Annotated in this window: 15 protein-coding genes; 7 read left to right on the forward strand and 8 right to left on the reverse strand. The window is 45.8% G+C overall.

Annotation, left to right across the window (positions count from 1 at the left end; all coding sequences use genetic code 11):
* Window positions 1-50 precede the first annotated feature (50 nt).
* The 6 genes from ACFFJH_RS08045 to speE all read right to left on the reverse strand — a co-directional run bounded on the left by ACFFJH_RS08045 (window position 51) and on the right by speE (window position 5,736).
* Entirely contained in the window at window positions 51-1,193 is a 1,143-nt protein-coding gene (locus tag ACFFJH_RS08045; protein WP_390211527.1) for a methyltransferase, read from the reverse strand.
* Between the two features lie 234 nt (window positions 1,194-1,427).
* Window positions 1,428-2,153 (reverse strand): 16S rRNA (uracil(1498)-N(3))-methyltransferase, encoded by a 726-nt coding sequence (locus ACFFJH_RS08050; RefSeq protein ID WP_390211528.1) that lies wholly within the window; start codon window positions 2,151-2,153, stop codon window positions 1,428-1,430.
* A gap of 92 nt (window positions 2,154-2,245) precedes the next feature.
* Window positions 2,246-2,653: a DUF350 domain-containing protein gene (locus ACFFJH_RS08055; protein WP_390211529.1), complete on the reverse strand. Its 408-nt coding sequence runs from the start codon at window positions 2,651-2,653 to the stop codon at window positions 2,246-2,248.
* 73 nt (window positions 2,654-2,726) lie between these two features.
* Entirely contained in the window at window positions 2,727-3,857 is a 1,131-nt protein-coding gene (locus ACFFJH_RS08060) for a glutathionylspermidine synthase family protein (RefSeq protein WP_390211530.1), read from the reverse strand.
* Window positions 3,858-3,862: 5 nt separating this feature from the next.
* Entirely contained in the window at window positions 3,863-4,306 is a 444-nt protein-coding gene (locus ACFFJH_RS08065) for a hypothetical protein (protein ID WP_390211531.1), read from the reverse strand.
* 158 nt (window positions 4,307-4,464) lie between these two features.
* Window positions 4,465-5,736, reverse strand: coding sequence for a polyamine aminopropyltransferase (gene speE / locus ACFFJH_RS08070; protein ID WP_390211532.1), 1,272 nt, complete (start codon window positions 5,734-5,736; stop codon window positions 4,465-4,467).
* Between the two features lie 178 nt (window positions 5,737-5,914).
* Here speE and tkt point away from each other — a divergent pair, with 178 nt between their 5' ends.
* The 4 genes from tkt to lepB all read left to right on the forward strand — a co-directional run bounded on the left by tkt (window position 5,915) and on the right by lepB (window position 10,554).
* Window positions 5,915-7,918 (forward strand): transketolase, encoded by a 2,004-nt coding sequence (gene tkt, locus ACFFJH_RS08075; protein WP_390211533.1) that lies wholly within the window; start codon window positions 5,915-5,917, stop codon window positions 7,916-7,918.
* Between the two features lie 41 nt (window positions 7,919-7,959).
* Window positions 7,960-8,544, forward strand: a complete 585-nt coding sequence (locus ACFFJH_RS08080) for a GNAT family N-acetyltransferase (protein ID WP_390211535.1) — start codon at window positions 7,960-7,962, stop codon at window positions 8,542-8,544.
* Between the two features lie 191 nt (window positions 8,545-8,735).
* Window positions 8,736-9,749, forward strand: a complete 1,014-nt coding sequence (gap, locus tag ACFFJH_RS08085; RefSeq protein WP_212674224.1) for a type I glyceraldehyde-3-phosphate dehydrogenase — start codon at window positions 8,736-8,738, stop codon at window positions 9,747-9,749.
* Window positions 9,750-9,852: 103 nt separating this feature from the next.
* Window positions 9,853-10,554, forward strand: a complete 702-nt coding sequence (gene lepB / locus ACFFJH_RS08090) for a signal peptidase I (RefSeq protein ID WP_390211536.1) — start codon at window positions 9,853-9,855, stop codon at window positions 10,552-10,554.
* A 30-nt stretch (window positions 10,555-10,584) separates the two neighbouring features.
* On the opposite strand, the gene ACFFJH_RS08095 is transcribed toward lepB, so the two are convergent.
* Window positions 10,585-11,373: an IclR family transcriptional regulator gene (locus ACFFJH_RS08095; protein ID WP_390211537.1), complete on the reverse strand. Its 789-nt coding sequence runs from the start codon at window positions 11,371-11,373 to the stop codon at window positions 10,585-10,587.
* Window positions 11,374-11,733: 360 nt separating this feature from the next.
* Between ACFFJH_RS08095 and ACFFJH_RS08100 the strand changes: the two genes are divergently transcribed.
* Window positions 11,734-13,245, forward strand: coding sequence for a DUF3369 domain-containing protein (locus ACFFJH_RS08100; protein ID WP_390211538.1), 1,512 nt, complete (start codon window positions 11,734-11,736; stop codon window positions 13,243-13,245).
* A 33-nt stretch (window positions 13,246-13,278) separates the two neighbouring features.
* Here the strand turns inward: ACFFJH_RS08100 and ACFFJH_RS08105 are convergent, their stop codons facing one another.
* Window positions 13,279-15,237, reverse strand: coding sequence for a GAF domain-containing sensor histidine kinase (locus tag ACFFJH_RS08105; RefSeq protein WP_390211540.1), 1,959 nt, complete (start codon window positions 15,235-15,237; stop codon window positions 13,279-13,281).
* A 159-nt stretch (window positions 15,238-15,396) separates the two neighbouring features.
* Here ACFFJH_RS08105 and ACFFJH_RS08110 point away from each other — a divergent pair, with 159 nt between their 5' ends.
* Window positions 15,397-15,858 (forward strand): diacylglycerol kinase, encoded by a 462-nt coding sequence (locus ACFFJH_RS08110; RefSeq protein WP_390211541.1) that lies wholly within the window; start codon window positions 15,397-15,399, stop codon window positions 15,856-15,858.
* A gap of 122 nt (window positions 15,859-15,980) precedes the next feature.
* A complete protein-coding gene (locus tag ACFFJH_RS08115; protein ID WP_390211542.1) occupies window positions 15,981-17,036 on the forward strand; it encodes a DnaJ-like protein C-terminal domain-containing protein in 1,056 nt (351 codons plus the stop codon).
* Window positions 17,037-17,052 lie beyond the last annotated feature (16 nt).

The following is a 17,052-nucleotide window of genomic DNA, read 5'->3' on the forward strand; positions in this document are numbered from 1 at the left end:
CTTTTTTTGTATGTAGCGTCACTTTTTCGGTTTATGTCCGCACTCTATTTTTATTTAAGCCTCAACCGCCAGAGTGAAGTAACTTCCGCGGCACGAGCTTGGTGCAAAGAATCGTTTACATCTTTTGATTTAGGATGCTGAGGACGAATATCCATTTTGCCGACGACTTCCAAATTCGCGCTGTCAATCCAATGCCAGAATTCTTGAGAGCTACGTAAGCCCAAATGCTCCGCCAAATCAGACATGATTAACCATGCCTCGCCATTTGGTTCTAGATGCTCAGCGACCCCGCTAAGAAAGCCGCGTAACATACGACTGTCTGGATCATAAACGGCGTGTTCAATCGCAGAGTTGGGTCTGGCGGGTATCCAAGGGGGATTGCAGACGATAAGTGGTGCGCGTCCAGGCGGAAATAAATCGGTTTTGATGAGTTCCACTCGCTCTGTAACGTTGAGCCTTTGCAGATTTTCTGCTGCACACGTCAAAGCACGCGTATCTTGATCGGTAGCGAGAATTTTTTGTATGCCACGTTTAGCCAACAGAGCGGCGATGACACCCGTACCCGTTCCAATATCGAATGCCAGCGTTGTCGATGGCAATGGGGCTTTGGCTATTAATTCTAAATACTCACCACGTATTGGCGAGAAGACCCCGTAATGTGGGTGAATTTTCCCACCAAGAGTAGTGATTTCTACGCCATTTTTACGCCATTCATGGGCACCGATGATGCCTAATAATTCGCGTAAAGCACATACAAAAGGCGCTTTATATTCACCATAGACTTCGGTGCAAGCTTGGACAACATTGGGCGCACGCCTTAGTGGGATATGGAAGTTTTCGCCAACAGAAATTAACAGCATCGCCAAGACACGTGCCCGTTGGGATTGCGCTTGTCTATGTAGATGAAAGGCTTGTGCCGGTGTTATTGGTGCTTGAGCGGCTTTTGTCTTTTTTTGAGGTTTTTTATCAATCCTACGGGCAATCGCCTGTAACAAATTCTTCGCATTTTGAAAGTCGCCGCGCCATAGCAAAGCCGTACCTTCGCAAGCGAGACGATAGGCGGTTTCGGCATTCATCGTGTCGTCGGCAATTTGCACCCGTTTAGGGGCGCTTGTTCCATTTTCGGAATGCCAGTCTACACAATGTTCTATATTATTTTCTGTCCAGGATATGACAGGGGAGTGGGAGTTCATGGTGCTAGCCTAGGTAGATGGGCTTTATGTCAAAGCCAAGATCACATGCGGTATAAAACCGTAAGTGTAACAAAGAATTTAGAATGGAAAATATATGTAGCGTCTCGAAGCCGCATTTGCCAGCGAAGACTTTGTAAGCGTATTTGCTATTCTTTATTCTCGTTCGCGATTACAACTTGATCTTCGTCCGCTGTTTGCCTGATCGTTAGATGGAAATGCGGGTAAGTATATGAGCTACATGCCACCCCAAGCCGCACTTAATACGCTAATTGCGGCGAGTCCCGCGGTTTCTGTTCTTAAAACACGCGGCCCCATGCCTAACATTAAAGCACCATGTTGCAGTGCTAAATTTTCTTCTGTATCGGAAAAGCCGCCTTCTGGTCCCACCATGATGGTGAGTGCCTGCGCTGGTTGGTGGCGAGCCCAGTCCGCTAAAGAAAGCTCGGCGCGCGGCGATAGCAATATACGCTTATGTATGTCTTTTTGAGTTAACCACTTTTGAACGTCGATAAGTTCGGCTAGATGTGCGATTCGTTTGCGCCCACATTGTTCTGTGGCGGCTTGGATGATGCCTTGCCAATGGACCATTTTTTTCTCGGCGCGCTCAGCGTTAAGTTTAACGACACTGCGCTGTGCGGCCAAAGGTTGTATGGTGCTGACACCGAGTTCTATCGCTTTTTCTATAATCCAATCCATCTTGCTACCTTCTGGCAGCGCTTGGGCTAAGCTGAGTCCAAAAGGTAATTCGACTTCCTCTGGGAGGAAAACTTTAAGCTCGATGGAAACTTGTTTCTTAGCGACGCAAGTCAAACTCGCCAAGTAACTGCCGCCTTCTCCGTTGAATACTTCAATTTGATCACCTACGTTTAGCCGCAATACAAATACATGGTGTGCGGTGTTCGCGGGTAAGTCAAAGTGTGCGCCTATGGCGAGTGGATGTGGGCAGAAGAAACGTGGCATGGGTTAGATTTTAATTACAACTTTAAAAGGCAGGCACGGCTAAATGCCTGGTTGGTTTTTGACGATGAGTATTGCTGGTGCAAGACATTGGCTCAGTATGATTGGCATGCGGCATTTAATATGCCCATACCTAAACTTAAAGCGCCAAGAAAAATACCAGAAGCGAGTTTATTCTCTGGAACATCTTTGATTAAGTCAGGCAATAGCAAGCGCGCGACAAAAAATGCGAGTAGCTGGATTACTAAGGCTATTCCGCCCCAAATCAACATATCCATTAGATCGACGCTGTGAGCCACTGAGGACGCGAGTGCGATGCAGTAGCCCAATACTGCGCCAGATAAACTAGCCGCCGCTGCCGTATTTCCTTCACGGATTAAGGCAATTTCTTTATACGGCGTTATGCGTATATAGATCGCGATAAAGACGAATAAAAAAGCGAGTGCGGAACCAAAGTGGCTGATAAAGGCAGGAAATCCGTAGTCTAAAAATTGTGCGCTCATGATGGGCTTTCGTTGATCTTTGAAGAAAATAAGTATTGGATTAAAAGTGTCTTCTGGGGGAGCAGTCGTCAATTTAATCCACAAAATAATGTGGTACGAATCGGCTGGTATTTTTTGTAATTAAGGTCTCATCTTCACGGATGCCTATTCCAGCCGCTTCGTCACCGACTACCCACGAGCCTATCGATGTGTAGGCTGGTGTAATGCCGTCATCGAATTTCGGTTGAGGGGCATAGGCTTGATAAATAAATCCTTCATGCCCGTATTCACCGTCTGTGTGGATGACATTGCCGTCGGCATAAATAGAAATATTTTCACCTTCTCGAGATAACAAAGGTTTTTTGACGAAGTTACCGCTGATACGCCAAGCTTCAGCATACGCAGGCAATAGATTAGGGTGATCAGGAAATAATTCCCACAACACGGGTAAGATCGCCTTATTCGATAAAATCATTTTCCATGCGGGTTCTATGATACGAGCCGGACGCAACAGTAAATGCGGCGCGAATTGTTCTCGGCATAGCCATTCCCAGGGATAGAGTTTGAACAGATTATCGACTTTGACATCATTGTCATCGACTAATTCTGCGTTGGCGTCGTCCCAGCCCAAGTCGCTGATCAAAATTTGTTTAGTCGCAAAACCAGCTTGAATCGCCGTGTCGCGTAAATAGGAGAGGTTGCCAATGTCTTCTTCACTATCGGCGCAGGCAAAATGCAAGACGCCTTTCGCATCAAATTTTTTCCATTGTTCTATGAGTTTTTCGTGCAAAGAGTTGAATTGATCTGCATCAGGAAAAACATCTTGCAGCCAGTACCATTGCGCTACCGAGGACTCGACTAAACCGGTTGGTGTATCCGCGTTATATTCCAACATCTTGGGCGCGCCGGAGCCATTCCAACTCAAGTCGAAACGACCAAATAAAGAGAATTCTTTTTCGCGCCAGCTTTCTTCGACTTGTGACCAGAAGGTCTCTGGTACCGCGAATCGTTCTATCATGCCGTGACGGATAACATGATCGACGGCTTGCAAACTCATCTGGTGCAAGTCAATGGTTGCTTGTTCAAGAGTATCTATCTGCTGTGCGGTAAAACGATAGGCATAACGCTCGTCCCAGTACAGCCCATCAATCGAGTGATAGCTGAACCCTAAATCTTCAAATTGTTTTTGCCAGCCATTGCGTGGCTTGAGTGATTCACGAATCATCGTGTTTAGCCCCCACCGGAAAAACCGCGTGAGCTAGATCCAAAGCCGCCACGACTAACACTACGCGTCACGCTGCGACTGACGGCTCTATCACTGAGTTGGGAACTATTGCCAGTAAATCGGCTGCCTAAAAAGCTACGCTGTGCGACATGGCGTTGACCTTCATAGTAGCTTGGCCCCCAGTAGCGGCCTGTGTAGATATGTCCACCTGAGGTGTTGCCTGTGTTTGCAATCGCGTTACTGTTAGGTGGCGCTGGCTGTGGCTGGCAGGGATCGGTACTACCCCAATCTTCTTTGCAGTCCTCTAAGCTTTTGTATTCGTCGCGCACACTGGCGAGGTTGGCATTGGGGTCATCATTGCCGCAAGCGGTTAATCCAGCGACTGCGGCGGAGGTGACTAACATGAGTGGCAAACTTTGTGAAACCCGGCGTTTTTGTTGTGTGCTCATCGGCACTCCTTGTTATTTTCAAAGATTTTTTGATGAATGTGAATTGCCATTGTAATACTGCGATGCTCGGTTGTGATGGTCTTCGTAGATTTGTTTTACCGTTGATGCACACGCCTTGTTTCTGTGTGTCTGGCTATCTGTCTTTATGGCGATTCAATTCATGTTTGCTTTTTGGTATGCGCCTCGATAGCAAACATCGCAGTATGAGTTTGGGCATTGTAATGTTGCAAGTCATTGATGTTTTGTGTATCTAGTCGCTCGTTAATCAAATCCGCGCTTAAGTTCGCTGCATCATCAATATCGTGAGATCCCTCTGCTTTTGTTGCCATCGCCATGCCCCATAAGGCACCATATAAAGGTATGAAAACGGCATAGGGATGAACGACATCAAATGATTTTTGCAAACGTTCTAAAGTGGTTTGATGGCGCTCAGCATGATAGAAATGGCTACCCAAGTGCAGCACTAACGATCCTTTGTGATTTAATCGCTCATAACAAGCTTGGAAAAATTCTTCGCTCATGCAGGACTGGGCAAGATTGCTGCCGTTGGGTGCAATCGGATCGGTCAAGTCCAATAAAATTAAATCGTAGTTTTCTTGATGGTCGTTGTTATGGTTCTGTATGTATGCAAAACCATCGGTATGAATCAGTTTGAGCTTAGGGGAGTCAAATGCGTTTTTGTGGATTGCTGATAAATGTTGTCGTGAGATCGCAATCACTTGTTCGTCGATTTCACACAGTGTGATTTTTTGTATGCTCTGATATTTTAATAATTCTTCAGTTGAGCCACCATCGCCACCACCGATAATCAATGCCGTTCTTGGTGTGCCGTGTGTAATGGCCGCCGGATGCACCAGGGATTCGTGATAATAGAATTCATCTTTTTCCGACGTCATCATGGCGCCATCAATCCGTAAAACTTTGCCGAAATCCGGCGTATCCATTACCTGTATTAGCTGATAAGGACTTTGAGCTTCTGTCAGCACCTCGCTAATTTCTGTTTGCATGACGGTATGCGCACTTAAATGCTCGGTCACGATTGACACTTTGTCGGTACGTGGTAAACCGCGCTGTAGTTCTTGACGTGAAACGCGTTGTGGCTGAAAGATGGCGATTAATTGCTCGACGATGCTACGAGCTTTTGCGCTATTGTCGTTTTCAAAGTTGCAGACGTACACATCTAAAGTCACCGCCTGACGTTCTGGCCAGGTGTGAACAGCAACATGGGATTCGGCGAGTAGCAGCGTACCTGTCACTCCCGCAGCGCTACCGTCGGGATAGCTAAATGCATGAAATTTTTCGCCTACGATGGTCAAACCAGCTTGTTTTGTTTGTTGACGGACTAGCTCGCTTAAGTGTTTTTCTTCGAATAAGAGCGTGGGATCGCAAAGACAATCAAAACAATCCGCAGTGAGGTGTAAGCCTTCCATAAACCCGTCTAAAAATGATGTGAAAGTCGCAATTGTATTCTGTGGCGCGCTGCTCTGGTAAAATAACGGACTTTATAGAATAAAACGATAATCTTAGTGCAATATATTTATCTGATACCTAAGATGAAACTCGATTTGTTCTCCTGCACGATTTTATAAACTTTTCTCCTCTGCCGCTATGACATCCACATTCCAGCCTGAAAATACTTCTAAGATGGCCAATGCCATTCGCGCATTGTCTATGGACGCTGTTCAAAAAGCCAACTCTGGTCATCCAGGTGCGCCTATGGGCATGGCAGAAATCGCGGTGGCATTATGGGCGGGGCACTATCGTCACAATCCGACCAATCCATCATGGGTGAATCGCGATCGTTTCGTTTTGTCTAACGGCCATGGCTCGATGTTGCATTATTCTTTATTGCATCTGACTGGTTACGATTTGCCTATGTCTGAAATCAGCAATTTCCGCCAATTGCATTCCAAAACGGCTGGTCATCCAGAAGTGCACATCACGCCAGGTGTGGAAACAACCACTGGTCCACTCGGTCAAGGCATCACCAATGCGGTTGGTATGGCATTAGCAGAAAAATTACTCGCTGCAGAGTTCAATGTGGATGGTGCGAATATTGTTGACCACCGTACTTATGTGTTCATGGGCGACGGCTGCTTGATGGAAGGTATTTCGCACGAAGCCTGTTCTTTAGCTGGCACATGGAAGCTGAATAAATTAACCGCGTTCTGGGACGATAACGGTATTTCTATCGACGGCCATGTTGAAGGTTGGTTCACCGACGATACGCCAGCGCGTTTTGAGTCTTACGGTTGGAATGTGATTCGCGGTGTCGATGGTCATAACGTCGCTGCTGTCAATCAAGCGATCATCGCGGCCAAAGCATCTGACAAACCAACTTTGATCTGCTGCCGTACCGTGATCGGTAAAGGGTCTCCGAATATGGAAGGCACCCACAATGTACACGGCGCTGCACTCGGTGACAAAGAAGTCGCTGCTGTGCGTGCAAACATTGATTGGAACTATCCACCATTCGAGGTACCAGCCGATGTGTATAGCGCATGGGATGCGAAAGCCGACGGTGCGAAAGCAGAAGCAGAGTGGAATGCCGCATTTGCCGCTTACAGCGCAGCGCATCCAGCTAAAGCTGCTGAATTGACACGTCGTATGAACAATGGCTTGCCAGCGAATTTTGAGGAAGTAGTCAAAGCAGCGATTGCCAATGTGGTAGAGAAGAAAGAAACCATCGCAACACGTAAAGCCAGCCAAAACGCGATTCAAGCATTCGCACCTAGCTTGCCAGAATTTTTGGGCGGTTCTGCCGATTTGACAGGCTCCAATTTAACCAACTGGAAAGAATGTGTCGCGGTGCGCGCTAACCAAGCAGGCAATCACATCAACTATGGCGTGCGCGAATTTGGTATGAGCGCAATCATGAATGGTATCGCTTTGCATGGTGGTTACTTGCCGTTCGGCGCGACTTTCTTGACCTTCTCCGACTATAGCCGCAACGCGATTCGCATGGCGGCCTTGATGAAGATTCGTAGTTTGTTCGTCTTCACGCATGACTCTATCGGTCTGGGAGAAGATGGTCCTACCCATCAATCGGTTGAGCATATTTCCAGCATGCGTTTGATTCCAAATTTGGATAACTGGCGTCCATGCGATACGACTGAATCAACCGTGGCTTGGGCAGAAGCGATCAAGCGTACCGATGGTCCATCGACTTTGATTTTCTCGCGTCAAAATTTACCTTTCCAAGAACGTACAGCGCAACAAGTTGCTGATATCGCTCGCGGCGGCTATATCTTGCAAGATGCAGCTGATGCCAAAGTGGTGCTGATCGCAACTGGCTCTGAAATTGAACTCGCGGTGAAATCAGCTGCTGAATTAGCTGCACAAGGTATTCCAGCACGTGTGGTGTCTATGCCTTCGACTGACGTGTTTGATCGTCAAGATAAAGCTTATCAATTGAGCGTGTTGGGTAAAGGCTTGCCACGTGTGGCAATCGAAGCCGGCGTGACTGCTTTCTGGCATAAGTATGTTGGCTTAGAAGGTGCGGTAGTTGGTATCGATACTTTCGGTGAATCAGCGCCTGCTCCTGTCCTGTTTAAACACTTTGGCTTCACGGTAGAAAACGTGGTGTCTAAAGTGAAAGCTGTTTTGGCTTAAATTTGCTTAATTTGACGCTGCGCAAGTAAGCCTAAATCAATATGAATAAAATCAAGGAAATCCAATTACGTCGTGCCACAGTCGCAGATGCGGAAGCGATTGCCGCAATCCGCATCGAAGGTTGGCGCACGACTTATCGTGGCATGATTCCTGATAGCTATCTCGATGAGATGGACATGAATGAAAACGTACTGCATTGGCGTACCATTTTGCAGGCATTGCCGGCAAAAGAAGATAGCCTGTGTGTGTATGTTGCCGTTAGTGAAGATGAAATTGTTGGGTTTGTCTCGGCAATGAAGTTGCCTGAGCCTAAGCTGGGCAAAGATGGTGAAATCAATGCGATTTATATTCGTCCGCAATGGCAACGTTGTGGGATAGGTAAACGTATGTCACACAAGGCAGCTCGTTCTCTACAAGCGATGGGCTGCACCAGTTGCGTGATTTGGGTGATTGACGGCAATGCACAAGCACGCAATTTTTACGAAGAACTCGGTGGAGAGATCCTCATCGAGCAAGATTTTAGTTGGGATGGATTAGATCTGACCGAAGTAGGTTACGGTTGGAATGATTTGAATGTGATGCTGGCATCGGCGGATGCTTTGCCGTTTCCGCGTGCTATGCAATAGCGGTTTATATAAACCTCATATTCGGGCGCATCGCGTCGTTGCAATTCCTCGCAATATCGACATATTGCTCCGGATTGCGCCTAGCGCTGCATCCCGACTAGGAGGTTTCTATAAACCTCGTTCAAAGTGTAGATTTTAAGTTTTTTTGTGTTTTATTTTTTGTTGCTGTTTGTCTTTTTGGAGATTGAACCATGACGATTCGCGTCGCAATTAACGGCTATGGCCGTATCGGTCGTAACATCCTACGTGCACACTACGAAGGTGGTAAGTTTAAAAATGAAATTCAAATCGTGGCGATTAACGATTTGGGTAACGCAGAATCGAACGCGCATTTGACACGTTACGATACAGCGCACGGTAAGTTCCCTGGCACGGTGAGTGTTGAAGGCGACACGATGATCGTTAATGGCGACAAGATCAAAGTATTCGCAGAACGTAATCCAGCGAATATCCCTTGGGGTGAATTGAATGTAGACGTCGTGTTGGAATGCACAGGCTTCTTCACTACCAAAGAAAAAGCATCTGCGCATTTGGCTGGCGGCGCAAAGAAAGTCATCATCTCCGCACCAGGCGGCAAAGATGTGGACGCAACCGTTGTTTACGGCGTGAACCACGGCGTATTGAAGGCAACTGATACCGTTATTTCTAACGCATCTTGCACCACTAACTGCTTAGCACCATTAGCGAAACCATTGAACGACGCGATCGGTATCGAAAGTGGTTTGATGACGACGATCCACGCTTACACGAACGACCAAGTATTGACAGACGTGATGCACGAAGACTTGCGTCGTGCACGTTCCGCAACCATGAGCATGATCCCAACGAAAACTGGCGCAGCAGCGGCGGTTGGTTTGGTCTTGCCAGAGTTGAATGGCAAATTGGATGGCTACGCAATGCGTGTTCCAACCATCAACGTATCCGTTGTCGATTTGACGTTCATCGCTAAGCGCGACACGACAGTTGAAGAAATCAACAAAGTATTGAAAGAAGCATCCGAAGGTGCCTTGAAAGGTATTTTGGATTACAACAAAGCACCGTTGGTTTCTGTTGACTTCAACCACAACCCAGCATCTTCTACTTATGACGAAACATTGACCAAAGTAAATGGTCGTTTGGTCAAGGTATCTAGCTGGTACGACAATGAGTGGGGCTTCTCCAACCGTATGTTGGATACCACTGTTGCATTGATGAGTGCGAAGTAATTGGTACTTGCTAGCGCTCGCTAAAAAGTTGTAAACAAAAGCCCCGAACTTTCGGGGCTTTTGTCTGTCTTAGCTCGGTGTTATTTATTCTTGGAGATCTGCCATGAACTTTAATTTACGCAAATTAATTGCTGATAATAAGACTTTCTTATTTTTTGTTGCGGGCATGATTTTGATGCGTAGCGCCTTAGCGGATTGGTATGTGGTACCGTCTAGTTCTATGTATCCACATTTATTAGAAGGCGACAGGGTGATAGCTAATCGCATTGCTTATGATATTAAGCTGCCGTTTACCGATGTGATTTTGAAGCAGGTCGGTGATCCGCAACGAGGTGATATCGTAACTTTTAGTTCGCCTGCGGACGGTGTGCGTTTGATTAAGCGTGTAATCGGTTTGCCTGGGGATGTCGTGGAAATGCGTGATCAGAAGTTGATTATTAATGGACTAATAGCTGACTATGCTGAGGTGGTCGAACCTGATCCCGCACATTTAACGCCGAAACGAGAATACCCTAATCAGCAATTAATGTTCACAGAAAAATTAGGTAGTTTTCAGCACAATATTTTAGTCATGCCAGAACGTCCTGCATTGCGGACTTTTGATCCTGTGACTGTGCCAGCGGGATATTACATGATGTTAGGTGATAATCGAGACAATAGTAACGATTCTCGTTTTTATGGATTGGTGAAGCGTGAACTGATTACAGGACGTGTTAATCGCCTGATGTTTTCACTAGACTACGATAATTATTATTTACCGCGTGTTGAACGGTTTGGTGCGAAATTAACGCAATCAGATCATTAATAGGATGCCGCAAAACTCAAATGAGGTTTTTTATTTCGTCGTTTTAGGCACATAACCTAGTGCCGCTGAAATCTGTTCAGCGGTGCTGATTAAATCACCTAACCACGCTTCTTGTAGGCGATCAGCCGGCGCGGAGATTGACAATCCTGCGATCATTTTACCGCTGTCATCGTGAATTCCCGCCGCCATGCAACGCACGCCTAACTCCAACTCTTCATTGTCACGTGCGTAACCATTACTGCGCACGGCAGCTAATTCACGCTCTAATTTCGCGACGTCAGTAATTGAATTTTTATTGTGTCCGGCTAAGCCTGTGCGTGTGATGTAGGCACGCAAGGCCTTTGGCTCATCAATCGACAAGAATATCTTACCAGTCGACGTTAAATGCAAAGGTGCACGACCACCAATGGCACGTACGACCTGCATGCCTGAGCGCTCGGAAAATGCGCGATCTATGTATACGATTTCGTCACCCTGACGCACCGATAAATTAATGGTTTGATTGGTGATGCGATGCAAATTGCGCATAAACTCTAAGGCGGCTTCACGTACGTCGAGACGGCTTTTAACAATATTGCCTAGCTCAAGCAAGCGCATACCAAGTCGATAGGTGCCTGTATCTGCGCGGTCTACAAAACGGGTAATGCACAGATCATTTAAGATACGGTGTGCGGTAGATGGGTGTAACCCGGTAACGCTTGCAAGTTCTTTGAGGCTAACAGGGTCATGATAGCGAGACAGCACATCTAATAATGAGACCATGCGCTCGATGACTTGAATCGAAGTTTTTTCAGTAGAAATTGGAGCGTCGTTTTTCATAATGTGGATGGTGCATTGCAATAAATCACTTTATACCATGATGTGAAATGACTGTGTTGAACTAAAGATTCTATTTAGCTAGTTTTTGTAAGATTTTATCTAACGATAAACAACATATAAACGACATTGTTACCTAATTGTTAAAGTTAAATTTCATCGTTTTTTCGTCGCTATTCCGTTAGCATCGTTAATTGGCGACAAGTTGTATTGCTGGACAGAATTTTTTTTCCGCATCTTTAATTCTTAGGTGTACTATCGAATTCGTGTTTGTTAACACTTTTCTGACGCGATGACAGCAGTCACAAAAAAATTTACAGCTTGAGTCATATTTTCACTTTATTTTTGAAGGAAAAGCGGTCCATGTCGCCTATCTCACTAATGTCATCCAAGTCAGCTCCCTGGAAAATTCTCTTGGTCGATGATGAGCCGGATATTCATGACGTCACCAAATTGACTTTGCACCGGTTTGAATTGGATGGTCGCCGCTTGCAGTTTTTTGATGCTTACAGCGGTCCTGAAGCAAAAGAAATTCTGAGCCGCGAGCCTGATATTGCATTGGTGTTTCTGGATGTTGTAATGGAGGCCGAGAATAGTGGTTTGGAAGTTGCTCGTTGGATGCGTCAGGATTTAAAAAATCAATTTACCCGCATCGTTTTGAGAACCGGTCAGCCTGGCCAAGCGCCGGAAGAAAGTGTCATCGTTGATTACGATATCAATGATTACAAAGAAAAAACCGAGCTTGATCGGACTAAACTATTTACTACGACGTTCGCCGCTTTACGTGCCTATCGCGACATTTATACGGTAGAGGAGGCACGTCGCTTTCAAGTGACTTATCGTGAAGGTTTAGAGCGTGTTATTGAAGCATCCGCACATATTTACCAGCAAAGAAATATGCATGACTTTGCGAATGGATTATTGCAGCAAGTTGTGGCGCTTTTGCGCCTCGAAAAAAGTATGCTATTGCGCCTGCGCGGCGCCAGTGGTGTGTCAGGTGAAAATTCCTATGAAGTGTTGGCAAAGATAGGTAACTTTGACGACGACGATCAGTTGTTCAACCAAGAGTTACTCGATCACTTACAGCAGGTCACCGCCAATCGAATCTCCCATTTATTTGGTGATACCTACGTAGGCTATTTTCCTAACGAAAGTGGAAAAGCGTCCTTGCTGGTATTGAAAGGTGTGGAAAGCGTGAGTGAAATTGATGCCAAATTATTGGAAGTTTTTTCCTCGGGCGTTGCCATTGCTTTCGATAATATTTTATTGAATCAAGAAATCAGTGACACCCAAGGTGAATTGATTATGCGCCTTGGTGATGTGGTGGAGTCTCGTTCCTCAGAAGCGGGCAATCACGTCAGGCGTATGTCCGAAGTTTGCTATCTGATCGCGATTACCTCTGGTATGGACCCAGACGAAGCGGCAATATTGAAGCAGGCTGCGCCTATGCATGATATTGGCAAAATAGCGACACCAGACGCGGTGTTGCTAAAGCCGGGTAAATTGGATCAAGGTGAATGGGACATTATGAAAATGCATCCCGAAGTTGGCATGTCGATCTTGGATGGGTCACATCGCCCGATTTTGCGCGCCGCATCTATTATCGCGCACCAGCATCACGAAAAATTCGATGGATCAGGCTACCCTCAAGGTTTGGTCGGCAATGAGATTCATGTGTATGCACGGATCGTTGCGGTAGCTGACGTATTCGACGCCTTGATGCATGCGCGAGTTTATAAACAAGCTTGGCCGGTCGAGCAAGTTATTTCACATTTGAAGAGTGTGAGTGGCAGCCATCTCGATCCACGTTTTGTCGAATTACTGATAGAAAATGTGGATAAAGCCGTGGACATCAATCAGCGTTATCCTGATTAGATTTAATGTTCGCTATTGATGTTTAGTTGGAAATTAGTTGAGACTAAGTTCTTTAGTCTTGGCATGCAATGGAAAACGTAATTGATAGCTGAGACCTGCTCCCGGTGATGATTGCGCTTTGATGCTGCCACCCAATAAACTCGTGACGAGGTTGTATACGATATGGGTGCCTAGGCCGCTACCGCCTTGACCGCGCTTGGTGGTGTAAAACGGGTCAAATAATTTACCCAAGGCTTCTTTATCCATACCGTGTCCGTTATCTTGGTATTGAAATTTCAGATCATCTCCATCGACCTCAACTTGTATGTATATTCTCCCTTGACTCAGGTTTTCAAAACCATGTGTCAGTGAGTTCATGACGAAGTTCGTTAAGATTTGTGAAAATGCACCGGGATAGCTATCTATGAATAAGTTTTCTGGACAATCAATTTGTATCTCGATCTGACGGCCTTTTAATTTAGGCTGTAATGAGACCAAGATTTCGTTGAGATAACTGAATAATTGAAATTTGCGTTTGTCGTTCGAGGTTTGATCTACCGCGACTTGTTTAAAGCTGCGTACTAATGCGGCCGCTCGTTTGGTATTGGTACTGAGTATGCGCAGACTTTGATCTAGAATGTCTAAAAACTGATCGCGTTGAAGCTCGTCAAATTGTGCCGCCGCGATGTCCTTACGGGTTAAGCGTAGCTCTTCAATCAGATGGCTAGTCGCGGTCACGCAAATACCTAGAGGGGTGTTAATTTCGTGGGCGACACCTGCCACTAATCCGCCTAAGGACGCAAGTTTTTCTTGCCTGACCAATTCACTTTGCGCTTCTTGTAATGCCAAAAGCGCTTCATTGAGCGCGTTATTCTGTTGCTCCAGATTTGTTTTGGCCTGCCTTAGTTCTCGATCAGCATTCATACGTGCGATCGCTACGGCAATATGACTGGCGACAAAAGCCAGCAAATCGAGATCGGCATGGGTGTAGGTGTGATGTAAATCATAGCTCTGGACAATGATCACACCATAGATTTTATTTTTAATTAAGATAGGCGCGCCGATCCAGCTTTCTATATCGCTGCCACCCAGAACCTGACGAATATCTCCATCCTCAATCAACTGCTGTAAGCGTACTTTATCAATTAACTGCGCTTTACCTGTCCTTATCACAAACGAGGTCATGCCCACACCTAGAGGGAAGTGCGTATGGCTAGGGACGGGGTCTTTCTCGTCCACAAAATATTGTATGCTGATTTCTTCGTTTTCGGGGTGGTAAATCGCCACCATAAAATTTTTGGCGACGATTAAATTTTCAACGATTAGGTGCAATTTTTTATATAGATGATTGCCTTCTTCACCAGAAAAAGATAACTCTGCAATGGCATACAAGGCGCCTTGAATTTTTTCTGACCGGCGGCGCTCGGCGATTTCATGGGCTAGCAAAGCAGTACGATCTTGTACGGCTCGCTCCAAACGATCGACGCTTTGAAACACCTCTAAGGCGTTGGAGATATGGCTAGCGATTAGTTCAAAAAGCGCCTGATCTTCGCTGCTGTATAAATATTGTTTGTCGTAACTCTGTATCACCATGGCGCCCAAGATGCGCTTATTGTGATCGATCAGCGGATACCCCATCCAATGCTCAGAAGGTGCTCCAGTCACGCCAATTTGTTCTTCCGCCCGGATGGCAGCCATTTCTGCTGCGGTGGCAACTAAGGGCTTGCGATTTAAAATGACCCATTTAGTAAATGATGAGCCTGGTGCTTCTAGTTTAAAGCGCTTTTCGGGGTCAGGGGGAGAGTCGACTTCATCTAAAAAATAAGCAAACTGTATCGAATCGTCATCTGGATTATATAGCGCAATATAAAAATTCTTGGCATACATGATGCGGCTCAATGCCATATGAATTGCATGCAAAAATTCACGTAAATCATTGGTATTGGAAGAGATTTTAGCGATTTCTAATACCATCGCTTGCACGGCTTCTAGGCGCTGTAGACGAGTTTCCATTGGGACTTCCTTAGGTGTTTTTTTCGGTGTTGCGCGAACTCAATGAAGACCAAGCTTAGACTAAATTTTCCGTAATGGAAATCCAGATGTGGGATTTATTCAAATAGTCATATACACCTGATAGAATTTGGCCACACATTTATTCGTAAGGACCTGTCCATGACGTTACCAGATCAGCCCAAGCCAAACGCTACGCCCAATAAGGAGAAAGAACCTAGCGACCAAACTGGTGCTGCCATAGAGATTAGTGAATTTAAAAGCAAAAGTGGATTGAAACGTATTTTCTCTGCCTTTTTTTATTCCTTAGACGGCTTAAAGGCGGCATGGCGTCAGGAGCACGCGTTTCGCCAAGAATTAATTTTGGTGGTGGTAGGTGCGGTGATTGCTTTGTGCTTACCGGTATCCTCATTCGAAAAATTAATGATGATCGCGGTTTTGGTGTTAATGTTAATCGTTGAGTTATTGAATTCTGCGATTGAAGCGGTGGTCGATCGTGTTTCACTGGAGCGCCATGTTTTGTCTAAGAACGCGAAAGATTTTGGTAGTGCGGCTGTGCTACTGACTTTCTTGTTGGCGCTGGCCACTTGGACAGTAATTTTGTTGGACCGGTTTTATTACTGAAGTTAATAAGCGTTTACTAAGTGCCTGCAAAATTTAATAGAGATGTTTTTATTGCTAGGCACGTACACCAAGTCTTGTTCTAAAGCGTTGTTTGCTTACCTTATTCTTTCAATGAGCCCATAATGTTTTCTCCTCAAATCTATTTTCAGCGTTTTGTTCTATTCTCCGTGTTTTCCTTATTGCTTGGTGTGATGAACTTGGCGAGTGCTCAGCGTGATGACGGCCAGTTTGAGATTTTGCATGCGCGATATGGCACCGCGGAGCGTAATGTCGATGTGACGCAAACCTTGAAAGAGTTAGCCCGACGTGACATTAATTTTCGGATGGGCAATGATAGTTTTGGAATAGATCCACATCCAAATCGAGTTAAAACTTTACGGATCTATGCTCGCAGTGATAGCGGTGAAACCCGTACCTTTGAATATCGGGAAGGCAGTTTGGTTGATGGGGCATTGTTCAAAGCCTGGCGTGGTGGTAATTGGGGACGTGATGGCGATTATCGCGGTGGTTGGGATAATCGTGATGCTCATGATATTGACAGGGCAGAGCGTTCTAAGTACGATGATGGTGATTACCAAATTCTAAGTGCATTGTATGGTACGGCTGAACGCAATGTCGATGTGACGGAGCGTTTAAAAGAATTAGCGCGTAGTGATCGTGAATTCCGTATGGGGAATCGTAGTTTTGGTATCGATCCTCATCCAAACCGTATTAAGACCTTGCGAATTTTTGCACGCGGCCCACGCGGCGAAATGCGCACGTTCGAATACAGCGAAGGTAGTCTAGTGGACGGCGCTTTATTTAAGAGCTGGAGCCGTGGCAATTGGGGGAATCGTGGCGATTATAAAGGCGGCTGGGGCAGTGATAATCGCAATGACAACCGCAATGACAACAGAAATGATAATCGTAGTGATAACCGTGATCGGTATTCAGACAATGGACAACTGACCATTATTAATGCTTATTACGGTATCGAATCTCGCAAGATTGACGTCACACGACATCTGCGTTCCTTGGTCAGAGATGGCAGATTGGACCTTAGGGTTGAAAATGATGCACTGGGTGGCGCTGATCCTGTGCCCAATGTCGCTAAATCCTTATGGGTTACTTATACCGTTAATGGCGGTAGATCGCAGACGGTGAGAGTCGAAGAACGTGCGTGGTTGAACTTGCGTTGAAGTGATTTGCTTGGAA

Source organism: Affinundibacterium danionis (assembly GCF_042432465.1).
Lineage (GTDB): Bacteria > Pseudomonadota > Gammaproteobacteria > Burkholderiales > Burkholderiaceae_D > Undibacterium > Undibacterium danionis.